15 protein-coding genes are annotated in these 19,584 nt (G+C 67.8%); 6 read left to right on the plus strand and 9 right to left on the minus strand.

Annotation, left to right across the window (positions count from 1 at the left end):
• Positions 1 to 54 precede the first annotated feature (54 nt).
• The 6 genes from V7S63_RS20460 to V7S63_RS20485 are packed head-to-tail and all read left to right on the plus strand — an operon-like array spanning position 55 to position 6,643.
• Positions 55 to 1,047 (plus strand): ABC transporter permease, encoded by a 993-nt coding sequence (locus tag V7S63_RS20460; protein WP_100962893.1) that lies wholly within the window; start codon positions 55 to 57, stop codon positions 1,045 to 1,047.
• The gene (locus V7S63_RS20465) at positions 1,037 to 1,969 is read left to right on the plus strand and encodes an ABC transporter permease (RefSeq protein WP_100962892.1); all 933 of its coding nucleotides are present in this window, start codon (positions 1,037 to 1,039) and stop codon (positions 1,967 to 1,969) included. The genes V7S63_RS20460 and V7S63_RS20465 overlap by 11 nt, the downstream gene beginning before the upstream one ends.
• Before the next feature lie 31 nt (positions 1,970 to 2,000).
• Positions 2,001 to 3,200, plus strand: coding sequence for an amidohydrolase family protein (locus tag V7S63_RS20470; RefSeq protein ID WP_336531557.1), 1,200 nt, complete (start codon positions 2,001 to 2,003; stop codon positions 3,198 to 3,200).
• Positions 3,201 to 3,238: 38 nt separating this feature from the next.
• The gene (locus tag V7S63_RS20475; RefSeq protein WP_336531611.1) at positions 3,239 to 4,702 is read left to right on the plus strand and encodes an amidohydrolase family protein; all 1,464 of its coding nucleotides are present in this window, start codon (positions 3,239 to 3,241) and stop codon (positions 4,700 to 4,702) included.
• On the plus strand, positions 4,699 to 5,682 hold the full coding sequence (locus V7S63_RS20480) for an ABC transporter ATP-binding protein (RefSeq protein ID WP_336531558.1): 984 nt from the start codon (positions 4,699 to 4,701) through the stop codon (positions 5,680 to 5,682). Before V7S63_RS20475 ends, V7S63_RS20480 begins: the two co-directional genes overlap by 4 nt.
• Complete coding sequence (locus V7S63_RS20485) at positions 5,675 to 6,643, plus strand: ABC transporter ATP-binding protein (protein ID WP_336531559.1); 969 nt, start codon at positions 5,675 to 5,677, stop codon at positions 6,641 to 6,643. Before V7S63_RS20480 ends, V7S63_RS20485 begins: the two co-directional genes overlap by 8 nt.
• A 103-nt stretch (positions 6,644 to 6,746) precedes the next feature.
• Here the strand turns inward: V7S63_RS20485 and V7S63_RS20490 are convergent, their stop codons facing one another.
• From V7S63_RS20490 to V7S63_RS20530, 9 genes are all read right to left on the minus strand, one after another.
• Positions 6,747 to 8,450 carry an IlvD/Edd family dehydratase gene (locus V7S63_RS20490; protein ID WP_336531560.1) on the minus strand — a complete coding sequence of 568 codons (1,704 nt, stop codon included), beginning with the start codon at positions 8,448 to 8,450 and terminating at the stop codon, positions 6,747 to 6,749.
• A 96-nt stretch (positions 8,451 to 8,546) separates the two neighbouring features.
• Positions 8,547 to 10,142: a gamma-glutamyltransferase gene (gene ggt, locus V7S63_RS20495; protein ID WP_336531561.1), complete on the minus strand. Its 1,596-nt coding sequence runs from the start codon at positions 10,140 to 10,142 to the stop codon at positions 8,547 to 8,549.
• 66 nt (positions 10,143 to 10,208) lie between these two features.
• Entirely contained in the window at positions 10,209 to 11,792 is a 1,584-nt protein-coding gene (locus tag V7S63_RS20500) for an ABC transporter substrate-binding protein (RefSeq protein ID WP_336531562.1), read from the minus strand.
• A gap of 82 nt (positions 11,793 to 11,874) precedes the next feature.
• On the minus strand, positions 11,875 to 12,582 hold the full coding sequence (locus V7S63_RS20505; protein ID WP_336531563.1) for a GntR family transcriptional regulator: 708 nt from the start codon (positions 12,580 to 12,582) through the stop codon (positions 11,875 to 11,877).
• A 124-nt stretch (positions 12,583 to 12,706) separates the two neighbouring features.
• Positions 12,707 to 13,858: a glycosyltransferase family 4 protein gene (locus tag V7S63_RS20510; RefSeq protein ID WP_336531564.1), complete on the minus strand. Its 1,152-nt coding sequence runs from the start codon at positions 13,856 to 13,858 to the stop codon at positions 12,707 to 12,709.
• On the minus strand, positions 13,855 to 14,883 hold the full coding sequence (locus V7S63_RS20515) for a glycoside hydrolase family 5 protein (RefSeq protein WP_336531565.1): 1,029 nt from the start codon (positions 14,881 to 14,883) through the stop codon (positions 13,855 to 13,857). Before V7S63_RS20515 ends, V7S63_RS20510 begins: the two co-directional genes overlap by 4 nt.
• Entirely contained in the window at positions 14,880 to 16,664 is a 1,785-nt protein-coding gene (locus V7S63_RS20520) for an alpha/beta fold hydrolase (protein WP_336531566.1), read from the minus strand. The genes V7S63_RS20515 and V7S63_RS20520 overlap by 4 nt, the downstream gene beginning before the upstream one ends.
• Entirely contained in the window at positions 16,661 to 18,043 is a 1,383-nt protein-coding gene (locus V7S63_RS20525) for a lipopolysaccharide biosynthesis protein (RefSeq protein ID WP_336531567.1), read from the minus strand. The genes V7S63_RS20520 and V7S63_RS20525 overlap by 4 nt, the downstream gene beginning before the upstream one ends.
• Positions 18,040 to 19,266 (minus strand): glycosyltransferase family 4 protein, encoded by a 1,227-nt coding sequence (locus tag V7S63_RS20530; RefSeq protein WP_336531568.1) that lies wholly within the window; start codon positions 19,264 to 19,266, stop codon positions 18,040 to 18,042. Before V7S63_RS20530 ends, V7S63_RS20525 begins: the two co-directional genes overlap by 4 nt.
• Positions 19,267 to 19,584: the final 318 nt, after the last annotated feature.

Below are 19,584 nucleotides of genomic sequence, written 5' to 3' on the forward strand. Positions count from 1 at the left end.
CTCCCTTCGATCGCCCGGGAGGACCAGACATCAAGTCGGCAGCGGAGTCCCCCAATGCCCGCCTTCCTGTTCAAGCGCTTCGTCAATGCCGCCGGCGTCATGCTGGCGGTGGCGTTCCTCGCCTTCCTGACCTTCCGCTTCGTCGGCGATCCCGTCGAACTGATGCTCAACGAGCAGGCGAGCCAGCAGCAGCGCGACGAACTGCGGACCAGGCTCGGGCTCGACAAGGGCTTCGTGCTGCAGTTCGCGACCTTCGTCGGCAATGCCGTGCGCGGCGATTTCGGCATCTCCTACCGCAACCAGCAGGAGGTGTTCACGCTGATCGCCGAGCGCTTCCCGGCGACCTTCGAGCTGGTGCTGGTCGCGACCTTCCTGTCGCTGGCGGTCGGCATCCCGCTCGGCGTCTACACGGCGATCCGACGAGAGAGCGTCCTCGCCAAGGCACTACAATTCATCTCGGTGCTCGGCGTCTCCCTGCCGAGCTTCGCGCTCGGCATCCTCTTCATCCTGGTCTTCTCGGTGAACCTGCAATGGCTGCCCGCCTTCGGTCGCGGTGAGGTCGTCCAGCTCGGCTGGTGGAGCACCGGCTTCCTGACGGCGTCGGGCCGCAAGGCGCTGATCCTGCCCGGCATCACGCTCTCGCTCTTCCAGATCACGCTGGTGATGCGGCTGGTGCGGGCCGAGATGCTGGAGACGATGCGGACCGATTTCATCCGTTTCGCCAGGGCGCGCGGCCTGCCGGCCCGCGTCGTGAATTTCCGGCACGCGCTGCGCAATTGCCTGATGCCGGTGATCACGGTGACCGGCCTGCAGATCGGCAACCTGATCGCCTTCGCGCTGGTCACCGAGACGGTGTTCCAGTGGCCGGGCATGGGCATGCTCTTCGTCCAGGCCGTCACCTTCGTCGATATCCCGGTGATGGCGGCCTATCTGATCGTCGTCTCCTTCATCTTCGTCTCGCTCAACACGGTGGTCGACCTGACCTATGCCTGGGTCGATCCGCGCCTGCGCGAGGACGCGCTTTCGGGAGGCGCCAATGCCCGCTGAAGCCGCCAAACCCGGCCGCCTGCGCCGCTTCCTCGACAGCGACATCGGCTGGAGCTTCCGGCGCACGCCGGCCGCCTGGCTCTCGACGCTGGTGCTGTCGATCCTGATCCTGACCGCGTTGTTCTGCCCGCTGATCGCGCCGCAGAACCCGCACGACCTGGCGCAGGTGTTTATCGACAAGGCCGAGATCCCGCCGATCTGGTCGGCGGATGGCGAATGGCCCTTCCTGCTCGGCACCGACCCGCAGGGGCGCGACGTGCTCTCCGCCATCCTCTACGGCACGCGGGTCTCGCTGATCATCGGCTTCTCGGCCGTGCTGGTCTCGATGGCGATCGGCGTCTCGCTCGGCCTTGCCGCCGGCTTCTATGGCGGGCGTATCGATAATCTCCTGATGCGGCTCGGCGATACCGTTCTGTCGATCCCGACGCTGCTGATGGCGATCCTGGTCTCGGCGATCTTCCGGGAATTGCTGCCGCCAGCGCTGCGCGATCCCTTCGCCGCCGCCGTGCTGGTGGTCTCGATCGCGCTGACCAGCTGGGTGCAGTACGCCCGCACCGTGCGCGCCTCGACAATGGTCGAGCGGCGCAAGGAATATGTGCTGGCGGCGCGGATCATCAAGGTGCCGGCCGGGCGGATCATGCGCCGGCACATCCTGCCGAACACGCTGACCCCGGTGATGGTCGCGGCCACGCTCAATCTCGGTCTCGCCATCCTGTCGGAAGCGACCCTCTCTTTTCTAGGCGTCGGCATGCCGATCACCCAGCCATCCCTCGGCACGCTGATCCGCATCGGCAACCAGTATCTGTTCTCCGGCTCCTGGTGGCTCGTCGTCTTCCCCTCGCTGCAGCTCGGACTGATCGTCCTCTCGGTCAACCTCCTCGGCGACTGGTTGCGTGACGCGCTGAACCCGAAGCTGCGCTGACGAAAAGAAACCAAACGAGGATACGCCTGCGATGAACGCCTCCCTGCTGCTCCGCAATGTCCGTCCCTATGCCGGCAAGGCCGTCGATCTCCTGATCGAGAACGGCAGGATCGCCCAGATCGGCGCCAACCTTGCCGCGCCCGCCGGCGTCGCGATCGAGGACGGCAAGGGGGAGATCGTCATCCCCGGCTTGGTCGAGGCTCACACCCATCTCGACAAGAGCCTGCTCGGCCTGCCCTGGTACACCAACGAAGTCGGCCCGAAGCTGCTCGACAAGATCGACAACGAGCGGGAGAACAAGAGGCGGCTCGACATCGATCCCGCGCGCCAGTCAGCCCGCCAGAGCATCCTCTCCTCGCTCAAGGGCACGACCCATATCCGCAGCCATGTCGATGTCGATACCGAGCATGGGATGTGGGGTGTCGAGGGCGTGATGCAGACGCGTGACGCCTATCGCGACATCGTCGACATCGAGCTCGTCGCCTTCCCGCAATCGGGCCTGCTGCGCCGGCCGGGCACGCTCGAACTGATGGACCAGGCGATGCAGGCCGGCTGCGAGATCGTCGGCGGGCTCGACCCCTGCACGATCGACCGCGATCCCAAGGGCCATCTCGACGCCGTCTTCGGGCTCTGTGAGCGCTACGGCAAGCCGCTCGACATCCATCTGCACGAGCCCGGCGAAGTCGGTGCCTTCTCGCTCGACCTGATCATCGAGCGGACCCGCGCGCTCGGCATGACCGGCAAGGTCACTGTCAGCCACGCCTTCTGTCTGGGCACGCCAGATCCGGCCCTGATCGATCCGTTGATCGAGGAACTCGCCGCGCTCGACATCGCGATCATGACGACCGCGCCGGCGAGCCGCCCGGCTCCCCCGGTCAAGAAGCTGCTGCAGGCGGGCGTGCGCGTCTGCTCCGGCTCCGACGGCATCCGCGACACCTGGAGCCCCTATGGCAACGCCGACATGCTGGAGCGGGCGATGTTCGTCGGCCTGCGCAACAATTTCCGTCGCGACGACGAGGTCAGGCTGGCGCTCGACGTCTGCACCACCGAGGGCGCCAAGGTTATGGAGATCGAGGGCTACGGGCTCGAGGTCGGCTGCGTCGCCGATCTCGTCCTGCTGCCGACCGAGTCGATCGCCGAAGCCGTCGCGACCCGTCCGCCGCAGCGCCGCGTGATCAAGCGCGGCAACATCGTCGCGCGCGACGGCGTCTCGATCAGGACCGCGCCGTGACCCAGCGAGCCAAGAAGCGGCCGGAGGGCCGCATCCTGATGACCGCGCGCTGGGTGGTCGGCCACAAGGACGGCCGCCACCGCCTCTATGAGCACGGCGAGGTCGTGTTCGAGGACGGCGAAGTCGTCTTCGTCGGGCATGGCTTTCCGGGCGACGTCGCCCGCCGCCTCGACTACGGCTACGCCCTGATCGGGCCAGGCTTCATCGATTGCGATGCCCTCTCCGACCTGGACACCACCATTCTCGGCTATGACAACCAGCCGGCCTGGAAGAAGGGGCGCGTCTGGCCGCGCAGCTATCTCGAGGCCGGCCCCTACGAGATGTACACGCGTGAGGAACTCGCCTTTCAGAAGCGCTATGCCTTCTCCCAGCTGATCCGCAACGGCATCACCACGGCGCTGCCAATCGCCTCGCTGTTCTACCGGGCCTGGGGCGAGACGGTGCAGGAGTTCGAGGACGCCGCGAAAGCGGCCGCCGATCTCGGCCTGCGCGCCTATCTCGGCCCCGCCTACCGGACCGGCAACCAGCTGGTCGAAGCCGACGGGCGCATCGTCACCCATTACGACGAGCCCCGCGGCCTCGCCGAGCTCGACGCCGCCATCGATTTCGCCCGGCGTCACGACGGCGCGGCCGGTGGCCTGATCCGGGCGATGCTCGCGCCCGACCGCATCGAGACCGCGACGGCCGAGCTGCTGCGCCGCACCGCCGCCGCGGCGCGCGAGCTCGATATCCCCGTCCGCCTGCACTGCTGCCAGTCGAAGATCGAGTACGATCTCGTTCTCGCCCAGCACGGCATGAGCCCGCCGGAATGGCTGGCGAGCCTCGGCTTCCTCGACCAGCGCTGCCTGCTGCCGCATGGCACGGTGGTCTCCGGCAGTCGCCTGATCGAGCGTCCTGGCCGCGACCTCGAGATCATCCGCGATTCCGGCGCGAGCATTGTCCATTGCCCGCTGGTCTCGGGCCGGCACGGCAACGCGATCAACCATTTCGGCAGCTACCGTGCCATGGGCCTTAACATCGCCATGGGGACCGATACCGCCCCGCCGGACATGATCATGAACCTGCAAGTCGGCATGATCCTCTCCCGCACCATGGCCGGCAATGTCGGCGCCGTGCGCTCCGAGGACTACTATGATGCTGCCACGATCGGTGGCGCGGATGCGCTGCGGCGGCCCGATCTCGGCCGCCTCCAGCCCGGCTCCCGTGCCGACATCACCGTCTTCGATTTCGACCGGCCGCATAGCGGCCAGGTCATCGACCCCATCCAGACGATGATGCTGACCGGCCATGGGCGTGATTTCTCGACGGTGGTGATCGACGGCCGCTTCGTCATGGAGGACCGCGCCATTCCGGGCCAGGACGAGGCCGCCGACAACATTCGTGCCCAGAAGCAGTTCGAGGGCGTGATGGCGCGCTATCCGCAGCGCACTTTGGGTCATCCGCCGATGAACAAGATCTTCTCGTCGAGCTACCCGATCGAACGCAAGGGAGACGCCGCGTGAACGCCCAGCCAGCGCTGCTCTCGGTCCGCGACCTGCGCATCGTCTTCGACGGGCGGCGTGGCCCGCTGACGGCGCTCGACGGCGTCTCCTTCGAGATCGCGCCGGGCGAAATCCTCGGCGTGGTCGGCGAATCCGGCGCCGGCAAGTCGCTGACCGGCACGGCGGTGATCGGCCTGCTCGATCCGCCCGGGCGCCTGGCCGGCGGCGAGATCAGGCTGTCGGGCCAGCGCATCGACAATCTGCCGGCCGAGACGATGCGCAAATTGCGCGGCCGCCGGATCGGCGCGATCTTCCAGGACCCGCTGACCTCGCTGCATCCGCTGCTGACCGTCGGCGAGCAACTGGTCGAGACGATCACGACGCATCTGCCGGTCGGCAAGGCCGAGGCGCACAAGCGGGCGCTCGACCTTCTGAAGGAGGTCGGCATCCCCGCCGCCGAGACGCGGATCGACCATTACCCGCACCAGTTCTCCGGCGGCATGCGCCAGCGCGTCGTCATCGCGCTGGCGCTATGCGCCGAGCCGACGCTGATCATCGCCGACGAGCCGACGACGGCGCTCGACGTCTCGATTCAGGCGCAGATCACCACCTTGTTGAAGCGGCTCTGCCGCGAGCACGGCACCGCGATCATGCTGGTGACGCACGATATGGGCGTGATCGCCGAGACCGCCGATCGGGTCGCGGTGATGTATGCCGGGCGCGTCGTCGAGATCGGCCCGGTCGAGGAGGTGACGCGCCGGCCGCATCATCCCTACACCGCCGGCTTGATGGCCTCGATCCCGAGCGTTCACCGCCGTAACGCCGCGCTAAACCAGATCGACGGCTCGATGCCGCGTTTGAACGCGATCCCGACCGGCTGCGCCTTCAATCCGCGCTGCGGCTTTGCCACCGATCTCTGCCGGCAGACCAAGCCCGGCCTGCCGGCATCCGATCATGCCGCCGCCTGCCATTTCCCGCTGCGGGAGATCGCCCATGGCTGAGGCGAACACCATCCTCGAGGTCAACGCCGCCTCCTGCCGCTTCGACGTCTCGGCGCCGGCGCTGTCGCGGCTGTTCTCAGCTGAGCCGCGCCGCATCCTGCGCGCGGTCGAGAACGTCTCGTTCAGTGTTGAGCGCGGGACCACCTTCAGCATCGTCGGAGAGTCCGGCTGCGGGAAGTCGACGCTGGCGCGCATGGTCGTCGGCTTGCAAAGGCCGACGCAGGGCCTGCTCGATTTCAAGGACATCAAGCGCGCCGACGGCTCCTTCGGGCCGCCGCGGGTGCAGATGATCTTCCAGGACCCTTACGCCTCGCTCAATCCGCGCTGGCGCGTCGGCGACATCATCGCCGAGCCGATCCGGGAACTGAAGCTGCGCAAGGACGAAGCTGAGACCGCGACCCGCGTCGGCGACCTCCTGGAGATCGTCGGCCTTTCGCGGGCGGATGCGAGCCGCTTCCCGCATGAGTTCTCCGGCGGCCAGCGCCAGCGCATCTCGATCGCCCGCGCACTGGCGACCGAGGCGGATTTCCTGGTCTGCGACGAGCCGACCTCGGCGCTCGACGTGTCAGTTCAGGCGCAGATCCTCAACCTGATGGTCCGGCTGCAAAAGGAGTTCGGGCTGACCTATCTCTTCATCAGCCATAATCTCTCGGTGGTTCGGCATATGTCGGACCATCTCGCCATCATGTATCTCGGCCGCTTCGTCGAGAGCGGGCCAGCGGAGGACGTGTTCGGCCGGCCGCGCCATCCCTATACGCGGCTCCTCCTCGACACGATCCCCGATGTCGAGAAGCCGAACCGAGAGCGGCGGCCGATGTCGGGCGAAGTGCCGAGCCCGATCGCGCCACCGCCGGGCTGCGCCTTCAATCCGCGCTGCGTACAGGCGGTCGAGCGCTGTCGCACCGAGGCGCCGGCGCTGCGGCGCGAGGGCGAGCTGGAGATCGCCTGCCATTTGGCTTGAACGTTCCCGTCATGGCGAGCGCTGCGAAGCAACCCAGTAGCGGCAGGGCGAAGTGGCTTGTTCCCCATAGATCGCTTCGCTGCGCTCGCGATGACGGCAGCGCTCAGCAGAAGTCGAAATCGACGCCTTCGTCGGCCTGGAGCACGTGCTCGTCATAGAGCCGATCATAGCCGCGCCGTTCTCTGGCCGGGGGCTGCGGCAAGGCAGCCCGGCGCGCTTCGAGCTCGGCCTCGTCGACCAGAAAGTCGAGCTTCCGCTCTGCGACGCTGAGCCGGATGCGGTCGCCATCCCGGACCAGCGCCAGCGGGCCGCCGACCGCCGCCTCCGGCGCGACATGCAACACGATCGCGCCATAGGCGGTGCCGGACATGCGGGCATCGGAGATGCGGACCATGTCCTTGACGCCCTTGGCCGCGAGCTTGCGCGGGATCGGCAGATAGCCGGCTTCCGGCATGGCGGCGGCGCTCTTCGGGCCGGCGTTCTGCAGGACGAGGATATCGTCCGGACCGACATCGAGATCGGGATCGTCGATGCGGGCCGAGAGGTCCTCCAGTGATGAGAACACGACCGCCCGGCCCTCATGCTCCAGCAGCCGCTTCTCGGCCGCGGCGCGCTTGACGATGGCGCCGCGCGGGGCGAGCGAGCCGAACACGGCGACGAGGCCGCCATCGGGATCGACCGGGTCTTCGCGCGGGTGGATGATGGCGCGATCGACCTGGTCGACGAGGGGAGCGTCGATCAATTCGCGCAGCGTCTGCCCGGTCACGCTCAGGCAGTCGAGATGGAGCAGGTCGCGCAACTCCTTCAGCACGGCCGGCACGCCGCCACCGGCGAAGAAATCCTCCATGTAGTTGTTCCCGACTGGCTTCAGGTTCACCAGAACCGGCGTCTCGTCGGAGAGCCGGTTGAGGCGGTTGAGGTCGACCTTGATCCCGGCGCGGCGGGCGATCGCCGTGAGATGGACGACGGCATTGGTCGAGCCGGAGATGGCCAGCAGCACGCGCCAGGCGTTCTCGATCGCCTGCTCGGTGACGATCCGGCGCGGCAGCAGCGTTTGCGTGCCGATCAATTCGACGGCGCGCTTGCCGCTTGCTTCGGCGCAACGCAGCCGGTCGGCATGGACGGCGGGGATCGCGGCCGAGCGCGGCAAAGCGAGCCCCAGAGTCTCGGCGATGCAGGCCATGGTCGAGGCGGTGCCCATCACCGCGCAGGTGCCGGCCGTGGTGGCGAGCCGGCCTTCGACCACGTCGATCTCCTCCTGGTCGATTTCGCCGGCGCGGAAACGGGCCCAGAAGCGGCGGCAATCGGTGCAGGCGCCCAGGCGCTCGCCCTTGTGGCGGCCGGTCGACATCGGCCCGCCGACGAGCTGGACGGTCGGGATATTGGCCGAGAGCGCCGCCATCAACTGCGCCGGCACGGTCTTGTCGCAACCGCCCATCAGCACGACGGCATCGATCGGCTGGGCCCGGATCATTTCCTCCGTACCCATCGCCATCAGATTGCGGAATTTCAGGCTGGTCGGGTTGAGGAAGACCTCGCCGAGCGAGATGGTCGGGAACTCGACGGGCAGGCCGCCGGCCATCAGCACGCCGCGCTTCACCGCCTCCAGCAGTTCGAGGAAGTGACGGTGGCAGTTGTTGAAACCGCTATAGGTATTGGCGATGCCGACGATCGGCCGCGCCAGCGCTTCGTCGGAGTAGCCCATCGAGCGGGCGAAGGAGCGGCGCAGATAGGCGGCGAAGTCCGGGTCGCCGTAATTGGTCAGCCCGCCGGCGATGCCGCGCGCCTTCGGTTCCTCGCCCGCCATGCGTGCTCCTCCCTCGACCTGTTCTGAAGAAGAAGCTTGCCGGGATTGCGGGCGCTGTCGAGGCCGCCTCATGCAGGGCGGCCTCGCACTGGACACTCAGTAGCCGAGGGCGCAGCCGTCCTTGCGCGGATCGGAGCCGCCGGTCAGCGTGCCCTTCTCCCAGTCGATCCAGATCGCCTGGGCGCCGCCCATCGGCGATTTCGGCACCTCGACCTTGAAGCCGCGTCCGGTCAGGGCCGCGCCGACGCTCTCGCGCAGGCGTGCCTCCGCCTCCACCGTGTTCGTGCCCGGCAGGGGGAAGAGGCGCGGCAGGTCGATCGCCTCCTGCAAATCGAGGCCGTGGTCGAACAGCTTCGCCAGGAAATGGGCATGGCCCATCGCCTGGTAGTGCCCGCCCATCACGCCGAAGGGCATGACGACGCGGCCGTTCTCGGCGAGCATGCCGGGGATGATCGTGTGCATCGGACGCTTGCGCGGGGCGATCGCGTTCGGGTGACCCTGCTTCAGCACGAAGCTCTGGCCGCGATTGTGGAAGAGCACGCCGGACTTTTTGGTCATCAGCCCGCTGCCATAGGGCGAAAAGATCGAGTTGATGAAGGAGACCGCGTTGCGGTCCTTGTCGACGACGCTGATATAGACGGTGTCCTTGTGCTCGGCCCCGCCCGGGATGACCGGCAACGGATCTAGGGCGCGATCGGGATCGATCATCCCGGCGAGTTCGTCGGCGAGCGCATCCGAGAGCAGGTGCTCGACCGGCACCTCGGCTTTGGCGGCGTCTGCCAGGAAGCGGTCGCGCGCGGCATAGGCGAGCCGGGTCGCCTCCAGCTCGATATGCAGGTTCTCGACCGCGAGCGGGCCACCCTTCGGCTTGAAGCGCTCGAGGATCTTCATGATCAGTAGTGCGATCACGCCCTGGCCGTTCGGCGGGCACTCATAGACGGTGCGGCCACGGAAGGTCGCGCTGATGGGCGTGACGTACTCGCCCTCGGCGGCGGCGAAATCGTCCGCCGTATGCAGGCCGCCGGCGGCCTGGAGATAGTCGACCATCTCTCTGGCGATCTCGCCGCGATAGAAGGCGTCGCGGCCCTCGCGGCCGATCGCTTCGAGCGTCTCGGCGAGAGCCGGCTGACGCTGGACCTTGCCGGCCAGCGGAGCCTTGCCGTCGACCAGGAAGGTCGCGGCGGCGTTGGCGTCCTTGATCAGCAGCTCGTGCTGGGCGGCGAGATCGTAGGCGACGCGCGGTGTCAGCGCATAGCCGTCGCGGGCATAGGCGATGGCGGGCGCGAGGACCTCGGCCAGCGGCAGGCGGCCATGATCCTTGTTGAGCCGCGTCCAGGCGTCGATCGCGCCAGGCACGGTAACGGCATGCGGGGAGTGCCGCTCCAGCGTGGTGATGCCGGCCTTCGCGTACCAATCCAGCGTCGCGGCGGCGGGCGTGCGGCCCGAGCCGTTATAGGCGATGACATCGGTCGATCCGCCCTGCGAATACAGCACAAAGCAGTCGCCGCCGACGCCGGTCGAGCCGGCCTCGACGACGCATTGCACGGCGCAGGCGGCAATCGCCGCATCGATCGCGTTGCCGCCGGCCTTCATGATGTCGAGCGCGGTGAGCGTGGAGGCAGGATGTGAGGTCGCCGCCATCGCATTGCGGCTGATTGCGAGGGAGCGGCCGGGAAGCTCGAGATCACGCATAGGCTGGCTTTCGTGGAAATCTGGCCGGCGCTGGTCGCCGGCCATGGGGAAGGAGGCGAAGGGCGCTCAGCCCTTGCGCAGATTGGTGAAGACCGGGACGCCGTTCAGCATGCCCGTCAGGTTTTTGCGATAGGCAACCGGCTGGAGGTACTGCCCGGTCGGGACGTAAGGCACGTCCTGCATCGCCTGCAGCTCGATCTCGCGGGCGAGCGTCTTCTGCTGCGCCGAGTCGGCAGCGGTCAGGAAGCGGGCGCGAAGTGCCTCGATCTGGGGGCTGTCGGGCCAGCCCGGGCTGCCCTTGGCGCCGTTGCCACGCAACGGCGAGCTCGTCGCCGGCGAGCCGAGATCGAGCCCGGCCCAATAGGTGACATAGCAGCTCCAGCCGCCCTGCTCGACCGGGTTGCGGCTGCTGATGCGCTGGAGGACGGTGCCCCAGTCGGCGGCGACGAAGTCGACATTGACGCCGATCTTGCGCAGCGCATCCGCCGCGACGTCGCAGACCAGGGCGATGCGAGGCACGTCCTGCGCCGCAAGGAAGACGGCGCGCTCGCCCTTGTAGCCGGCCGCAGCGAGCTCCTGCTTGAGTTTGCCGAAATCCTTGGGGCCCTTGAGCGCCTTGGCGGCGACGTCGGACGCCATCGGCGAGTTGTTCGGGAAGAAGCCGATGCTGCCGCGTTCGACCTGCGGATCGCCGCCGCAGACCGCGTTCATGCAGTCCTCCTGGTCGATCGCCTGGAGGATGACGCGGCGCACCGCCGGATTGTTGAAGGGCGGCTGCAGATGGTTGAGCCTGAGCTGCCCGGCCATTCCGGTCCGGTCCTTGACCTCGACGGTGATGTTCGGGTCCTTCCGCAGCAGCGGCAAAAGGTCGATGATCGGCTGCTCGACCCAGTCGACCGCGCCGGTCTGCAGCGCTGCGACCGCAGTCGCGGCGTCGGGCATGACGGTGAACTCGATGCGGTCGAGATAGGGCGTGCGTGGGCCGGCGGTGAAGCTCGGCGTGCCCTGGCGCGGCACGTAACCCTCGTGCCTGGCATAGACATGGCGGGCGCCGGCGATGCGCTCGGCAGTGAGATAGCGATAGGGGCCGCTGCCGATCGCCTCCGGGATCTGCTTGAACGGATCTGTTGCGGCGAGGCGCTCTGGCATGATCGCGGCGACGAGCGCGCTCGGGCGGGCGAGCGCCGCCGGCAGATGCGGGAAGGGCGCCTTCAGCCGGAAGACGATGGTGCGATCATCGGGCGCGGAAAGCTCGTCGGTCGCGGCCATCAGCGCCTGGCCGAAGGTGTCGCGGGCGCCCCAGCGCTTGATCGAGGCGACGGCGTCGCGCGCCAGCACCTTGCTGCCGTCATGGAAGACGAGGCCGGGCCGCAGCGTCAGCGTCCAGCGCTTGCCGTCCCCCTCGACGACATGGCCCTCGACCATTTGCGGCTGCGGCTGGAACTGGTCGTCGAGCCCGTAGAGCGTGTCCCAGACCAGCAGGGCATGGGTGCGGGTCGAATAGCCGTTGGTCCAGATCGGATCGATGATCGCGACGTCGGAATAGGGCACGAAGCGCAAGGTCTTGGCATCCTGCGCGCTGGCGAGATGCGGCGCGGCCGGCAGGAAGGCGGCCGCGGCCGAGGCTTTCAGGAACTGGCGTCGATCCATTGTGGACCCCCTCGTTGTTTTGGTTGAGCCTTGGGTGTCCCTCGTCGGAGCGGCCTTCTGGCGAGCCGCTCGATCATTCAGTTCAGGGCTGGGTGCTCGCCGGAAGCGCCGAAGACGCTCCGGCAGCCTGACTGCGTTTGCGCAGGAACTCGGCGAGGCGCGGCGCGGTGCGCAGGACGTGCTCGCGCATCACCGCCTCGGCATGCTCGGCGTCGCCGGTCCTGATCGCCTCGACGACCTCGTCCTGGCGCTCGGTCGCGTGGGCGGGTTGGGCGACATGGTGGAGCCAGACGCGCATATAGGGCTCGACGGCGATATGCAGCGCTGCGATCTGGGCGATCAGCTTGGGCCGCCGGCTGAGGCCGCAGATATAGGCGTGGAATTCCTGGTGACGGCCGAGCCAGTCGCCGCCGCCGGCCGCACCGGCGCGGTGCATGCGGGCGACGTGGTCGTCGAGCTCGGCGAGCGCCGCTGCATCGAAACGCGGCATGGCGAGGCGAACCGCGAGACCCTCCAGCACGGAGCGGATTTCGAAGAGCTCGTAGATCTCGTCGATCGTCAGGCCGGAGACGACGCAACCGCGATTGGGGCGGATCACGACGAGGCCTTCATTGGCGAGGCGCTGGAAGGCTTCTCGCACCGGCATGCGGCTCATGGCCAGCTCGCGCGCGATCGTTTCCGGGATCAGGCGCTCGCCAGGCTGATAGCGGCCGCTGCGGATGTCCTGGAGGATGGCGCGATAGGCCTCGTCCTGCGCCGTCGCAGCCATGCCTTTCGAGGCGAAGCTCATCCCGTTTCCCCGCAAGCCATCTGCACTCGGTCAGCCGCTTTGTATGAGTGTATCCACTATTACAAAGCTAGAATCAGACGACACGCAAGGGGGCTTGCGCGGCGACAGCGCGATGGCGTCGGGATTAGAGCGCGGCGGTGTAGAATTCGAGATAGCGGCGGGCGACCTCGTGCCAGGAATAGGATGCGAGGTTCGAAAGACGCGGGCGCGTATTGCCGGGATAGCGGACGAGATCGGCATGAGCCTGCTCGACGGCCAGGGCAGCCTCCTCCGCATCGGCGAAATCGACGGTGCGGACAACCGGGAACTTGCTGGCGAGGCCAGCGAAGGCCGCATTGGGCTGGACGACCGGCACCAGGCCGGCGCTCATCGCCTCGACCAGGGCAAGGCCGAAACCCTCGAACTCCGAAGCCGAGACGAAGAGCGAGGCGCGGCTCATCACCTGTCTTGCCGCGGCATCGTCGAGGCCGAGATGAAGGGTGACGTTCTGCTCCATGCCGGCGTCTGCGATCGCCTTGTGCAGCGCTTCTTCGGTCCAATCCGAGGCGACGCCGAGCATGTCGAGATGCCAGGATGGATCGCGCCGCGCCAGGGCCGCCATCGTCGCGATCAGCCGGTCCGGCCGCTTGTTCTTGGAGAAGCGGCCGATGCTGACCAGGCGCCTTTGCGGGTCGGGACTGGAGGCGCCGGCGAACTTGTCGAGGTCGACGCCGTTCTCGATCACCCGGACCTTGCCGGGCGCGAGCCGCTCGAACATGCGGGCATCGTTCGTGCTGCAGCCGGCGATACCGCGATAGACCTGTGCCGAGAGCCGGGTCGGGCCGTTGAACCAGAGCTTCTTCAGACCGGCAAAGTCGCTGGTGTGGAAGAAGCCGCCATGGGTGGTGGCGACGAGCGGCTTGCGGTGCAGCAGCCAGCCCAGAGCGAGCGCATCGAAGAAGAAGTCGATCGCGTGAACATGGACGAGATCGGCCTCGCGCAGGTGCTTGAACACCTCGGGAGCGAGCGGATAGCGCGTCGAGCCGCGGAACGGGATGCGGGTGATCGGGATGCCGTCGATCACCTCGCTCGCCGGCAGGACGAGCTCCGGCCGCGAGAACAGGCGGTCGAGCGTCACAACCGAGGGCTTGAGGCCGAGCGCCAGCTGCGCCCGGCAGAGATTGGCGACGACGTCTTCCAGCCCGCCGCGATTGGGCAGGAACTGGCGCACAACATGGACGACGCGCGAGCCGGCCGGCAGAGCGGGCGCGGCGCGATGGGAGAATGGAGCGGTCACGGCTTGGCCTCCCGGCCGCAGACGGCGCTGGGGCGCTTCACCTTCAGGCGTTCGAGCAGCACCCTCATCTGCGGGCGCTCACCCGCCTTGGTCGGCTCGAGGTTGAAGATGTAGTCCGTCGGCCACCAGGGTCCGGCGCCCCAGGCGGTCCAGCCCAGCCATTGCTGCGGGCTGGCGTCGACCTTCGCCACCATCTGCCGGAGCGCGGTCAGGCATTCCGGCTTGTTCGAGGCCGCGAACTCGCCGAGGAAGCCGCGGCGGTCATTGGCCTTGAGCCAGGCGGTGACGTCGTCGATCGCTTTCAGCGCACCGGCCGCGGCCGAGCATTCCGCTGCACGGCCGGAATAGTCGGCGTCGAGATATTGATGGAAGTCGTAGGCGTAGCGATCGAGCGGGTCGACGACGCCGAGGAGGTCGCGGCCGTTGTTGCCGACCGGCAGGTCGGAGGTCCAGCTATGGGCGCCGCCGAAGGCCGTGCCGGTGACCAGCAGGAGCTGCTTGGCGCCGGCCTTGCGGATCGCGGCGATGGCGACGTTCTGGATCTTCGCCCAGTTTGCGCTGGTGATGTCGTAGGGCTCGTTCATCAGCGAGAAGACGAGCTTGGGCCGTTCGCGATAATGCTCGGCGAGCCGGCGCCAGACATCCGCGAGCGCTTCGGCCGGCAGCTCCTTCGAGCCGAGCTGCTTCTTGGCGTAATAGCCGTAATTGTGGAGGTCGATGATGGCGATCAGCCCAGCCTCGTTGATCCGGCGGACCGTCTGGTCGAGATAGGCCAGCTCCATGATGTCGAGCCCGCCCTTGAGGTCAGGCTGGATGCGTTCCCAGCGGAATGGCAGGCGGATGGCGCTGGCGCCGAGCTTGCCGAGCCGCTGGATCGCCTCTTCGCTCGGATAGGTATAGTCGGTGTCGACCTTGCCGGGGGTGTCGCCGAACTCGGCGCCAGACAGGTTGACGCCGCGCAGACAGGTCTCGGCCCGCGCCGGCAAGGTGGCGAGCAGGGCCAGGGCAAGAACAGTCAGTCTCACGGCGTGACGATCCGGATGAGCGCATCGAGCAGCCGGCGGCCGGCGGCGAGATGCGTGAAATTGTGGTCGGCGTCGGCGAGCATGGTCAGCGAGGTGTTCGGATAGGCGGCAAGCCCCTTGCCGGCTTCGCCGAAATAGGTCTCGAGCTCGGCGAGGCCGACATCGCCATCGGCATAGAGCAGCGAGAGCTCGACATTGCGTGCCGCGAGCGTCGCGAAATGGCGATGGCACTGGTGGTGGAGCCGGCCATGCTTGGTGAGGCGCCCGAGCAGTGGCGCGAGCTTGACCGAGAGCCGTTTGCGATAGCGCCAGATCAGATAGCGCCCGGCCGGTCCGACCCGGAGCTTGCCGGTGAGCAGGCGGCGCAAGCCGTCCTTGCGGGCCAATGTCGCGCCGAGGTCGCCGGCGCTGCGATGGGCATAGCGGATCGCATCCTCGACGCTCTCGTCGGGATCCCAGACGAAGCGCTCATTGTTGACGATGACGAGGCGGCGGATGCGCTCGTCGACGACGGCGGCATGGAAGGCGGCATAGGCGCCGCTGCAGCGCCCGATCAGGACGGGTGCGTCGAAGCCGCGCGCCTGCATGGCATCGATGGCGAGGCGGACATCGTCGATCTGCGCCTGCGAGTAGAGGATCTCCTCCGGCCCGTCAGCTGCAACGCCGCTGTCGCCGACGCTGCTGGCATCGAAGCGCAATGAGGCGACGCCGCGCTGGGCGAAGGCGCGAGCCTGGCTGACGCTGACCCGGGCCCAGCCGATATGGTAGTCGCGGCCGGCATTGACGAAGACGATGGTTTCGCGGGCCGCCGGCCCGAGCGGCTTGCAGAGCACGCCGAAGAGCCGGCCATCCGGGCCGAAGCGGATCGGCTGTTCGATGAAGCCGTCGCCGAGCAGGCCTTCCGCCGGGCCGGGCAATTGCGGCGTCCCGATGTCGGCGCGAGCAGAGCCGGCAGCCGCCGCCCGCTCGGCGATCCAGTCGACGATCCCGGCTATGGTCGCCATTGGCGGGCGCGCCGCGGTCGGGTCGGTCGTCAGCGTCTCATAGCCGTCATAGTCGCGCTGCGTCACGGCGGCGCCGAGACCGGTGAGTGTCTCGGCGAGTGCCGCGTCGCCACCATGGCCCGGCCGCGACAGCAGCAGAATCTGCTCGGACGGCGCCTGTCGGAGCGCTGCCGTGCCGAGCGTCGCGATCGCGGGCAGGCGGCCGGGCGCGATGCGCAGGCCCGCCACGGCGCAGCGCGTATCGTCGTCGGGGTCGGTGCCGATGCCGATCCGGTCCGAGACGATGCGCGTCCAGGCCGAAAGCTCGCGCAGATAGCGCTTGCCGTTGCCGACCGGCGCCATCAGCACGCTGGCCGCGACCGGAGCGAGCTGCTCGGCGAGCTTGAGCGCCAGCGTCCCGCCGAGCCCCTGGCCGAGCAGCACGAGGCGCTCGCAGCCGCTGGCGCGCCGCAGCAGGTCGGCGGCGGCGCGGATGGTCTCGAACCAGTCGTCCAGCCCCTGCACATCGGCGGCTTCATGGGCGTCGCCCTGGCCGGGATAGTCGAAGCGCAGGCAGGCGATGCCTCTGTCGGAGATCGCCTGCGCCAGGCTGCGCCAGGTCGCGCGCAGGCAGAGCTCCTCATAGCCGATGGCGCCGAGCATCAGCACTGCGACCGGGGCACGGCCGGCATGGAGCATGCCCATGCTGCCGCCGAAGGTCACGGGCGTGCCGAAAGGCGATGGGGCCGTCCTCGCCTCGCCGGCCGGATCGATACGATAGGCTGCAGCTGCCGTCATCGGCCGGCTCCTTCGCTGGCGCGGCCGGGCGGCAGCGGGTCTGGCTGGTCCTGCGGCGCGCCGCCGAACAGGAAGGGCCGGAAGAAGGCGGTCGCCATGTTGTCGATCCGCCATTTCTGCTTGATCCAGTACCAGGCGGCGAGGCTGGAGGCGGTGCTGAAGACCAGCCCGGCGATGGCGATGCCCATCAGCCCGCCGACCCGCGCCAGCGCATAGAGCAGGCCGAGATAGAGGACGAACATGATCGCCCGCGCGATCAGGAAGAAGCGCTCGCCGCCGCCGATCATCAGCAGCCAGGAACCGGGGCCGAAGAAGGCGAGCGAGACCGACATCACGCAGAGCGCGACCAGAACGTTCTCGTGCTGGACGAACTCCGGATTGAACAGATGCAGGATGAAGGGCGCCACCACGGCGAGCGCCAGCGCACCCAGCAGCGAGATGCAGAAGCTGGCGAAGGAGAGCCGCCCGATCAGCAGTTGCGCCCCGGCCGTGTCGGATTTCTGGAAGCGGGCGGCGATCATCGGGATGCCGACCGTATCGATCGCTGCCAGCGGCAGCAGCAGCAGCATCGAAATCCGCAGCGCGACGAAATAGAATCCGGCTTCGTTCAGCCCGAGCAGCGCGCCGATCAGGATCGTCTCGAGATAGGCCGAGGCCGAGTTCAGCACGTTGTTGGCGATGAAATAGCCGCTTTCCCGGCGCCACTCGTCATGGGTCTCCGCCGGCACCTGGTCACGCGCCTTGAGCCAACCCACCCCCTCGTCCTGGAGGAAGCAGACGCTCTGATAGAGCGTCGTGGCGGCGAGCAGGCCGGTGATGATCGCCATGGCGCCCGCGCCGCCGCCGAGGAGGCCGACGAACCCGGCACCGGCGATCAACAGGATCGAGCTGCCGCGCCAGACGATCTCGCGCGGCACCAGTGACATGTTGATGCGGCCATGGATGCGGAAATAGTTCTGCAGGTACTCGCTCAGCGCGAAGATCGCGGCGAAGACGAAGGCGAGCCAGAGATAGTGGTAGGTCGGCGGCAGCCGGTCGGCGAAGAGCCAGAGCGGCAGCGCCGCCGCCAGCAGCACGAAGCAGCCGAGCGCGAGCCAGCGCGCATTGACGCCGAGCAGGGCCTGGTTGAGCGGATGGCCGCTCGCTTCGGCCCGGCGATAATGCTTCACCACCAGGATCTGCTGGCCGAGCACGGCGATCAGCCCGAGCGCGCTGCCGATCGAGAACAGGAAGACATAGAGTCCGTATTCCGAGGTCGGCAGGAAATGGCTGGCGGCCAGTAGCACGAGGAAGCTGAGCAGCGTGCTGCTGAAGCGCGAGGAGAAGGCCGGCAGGAAGCGGCCGGCGCCGGTCCAGGCGAGATCGAGCAGCTCCCTCACGGCCGTGCCTCCCGCGGCTGCAGGAAGGCGTCCGCGGTCGGCTTGCCGATGAGACCATCGAAGACGGCGCCATAGGCGGCGGCGATCCGCTCCGGGCTGTAGCGGCCGGCGGCGGCGAGCGCGCCGGCCGACTGCGCCGCGACGAGCTGACGATCCCGGGCGAACGCCATGATCTGTTCTGCCAACGCGGCATCGTCGCCCGGCGCGAACAGGGCTCCGTTGACGCCGGGCTGGATCGTCTCGGGGATGCCGCCGGATCTGGCGCCGATCACCGGCACACCATGGGCGAAGGCCTCGATCACCACCCGCCCGAACGGCTCGCGGAACAGCGAGGGGACGGCGAGGATGTCGATCTCGGGCAGGAATGCGTCGGGCTTGGTCCAGCCGAGGAAACGGGTGTTCTGCGCCGGGAAGCGCTCGGGCAGGGCCTTGGCATAGTCGCTCTGGCCGGTGCCGGCGATCAGGAACTCGACCGGTGCGCCCACCAGCCGCTGTGCGGCTGCGGCGAGCGTGTCCAGGCCCTTGATCGGGTCGTGGACGCCGATGAAGCCGATGCGCAGCGGGCGCTCCGTTGGCGGCGCCGTACGGGGCAGGGCACCGGGGACGGGCGCGATCGCGCCGGGAATGGCATGCGTCGTCGCGTTCGGGAAATAGCCGTGCTCGGTGTGGCGGCCGATGATGAAGTCGGTCTCGCCGATCACCGCATCGACGAAGCGCGAATTCAGCTTCTTGCCATAGGACGTGGCCTGGCAGGAGCCGCAGGCGCGCCCGCAATTGTCGTTACCCTTCCACATGCTTCCCTTCCAGCAGAGCAGGAAGGTGCTGCGCAGGATATGCGCCACCGGCACGCCGCAGCTCTTCGCCGCCGCCCAGGTCGCGACATTGATGTTCTCGATCGAGTCGGTCAGCACGATGTCGGGGCGTAGGCGCCTGATCTCGCGACGCATGACAAAAAAGGCGCGCGGATTGAAGTTCTCCAGTGCGTGCCAGATCGCTTTCTTCCAGCCTGGCCGAGGCAGCCGGTAGTTCCAGTCGATGTTGAGCGAGCGCAGGCGGTGCACCGGCACGCCGTCATAGGTCTCGTGCCTGTCCTCGCCGGAGACGTTGACAACGGTCAGGTCATGGCCGGCCGCGAGCAGCAGCTTGGCGACGATCATCGCCGAGATTGGCCCGCCGCCGTCGATGAAGGGCGGGAACGCTGCACAGGCCATCAGGATACGCATGCTGTCTGGACTCGTCCTCGTCACGGCGCGTTTGCCGGGGCGGCCTTTCCCAAGGGCAGCAATACCCGGCGCGGGCTAAGCAAAGGTTGGCGTGCCCGGGGGATTTCTTCGTGTTGTAAACGAGGCGTGAACGGGATCGCGCAGGCCACAGGTAGGGCGGTCGAAAAATCGTTCCGGTCACGCTGATTTTCGTAAATGTTGAACTATCATCGGCGTCCCCGGAGCGGAACAGCTCTTTGAAAATGCTTTGGCCCCGTAGTTAATTTTTGGCGGGCTGATTGATTGAATACTTGAATCAAATCGCCCTGAGTCTGTTGC

Source organism: Allobosea sp. CCNWLY174 (genome assembly GCF_037120455.1).
Classification (GTDB): domain Bacteria; phylum Pseudomonadota; class Alphaproteobacteria; order Rhizobiales; family Beijerinckiaceae; genus Allobosea; species Allobosea lupini.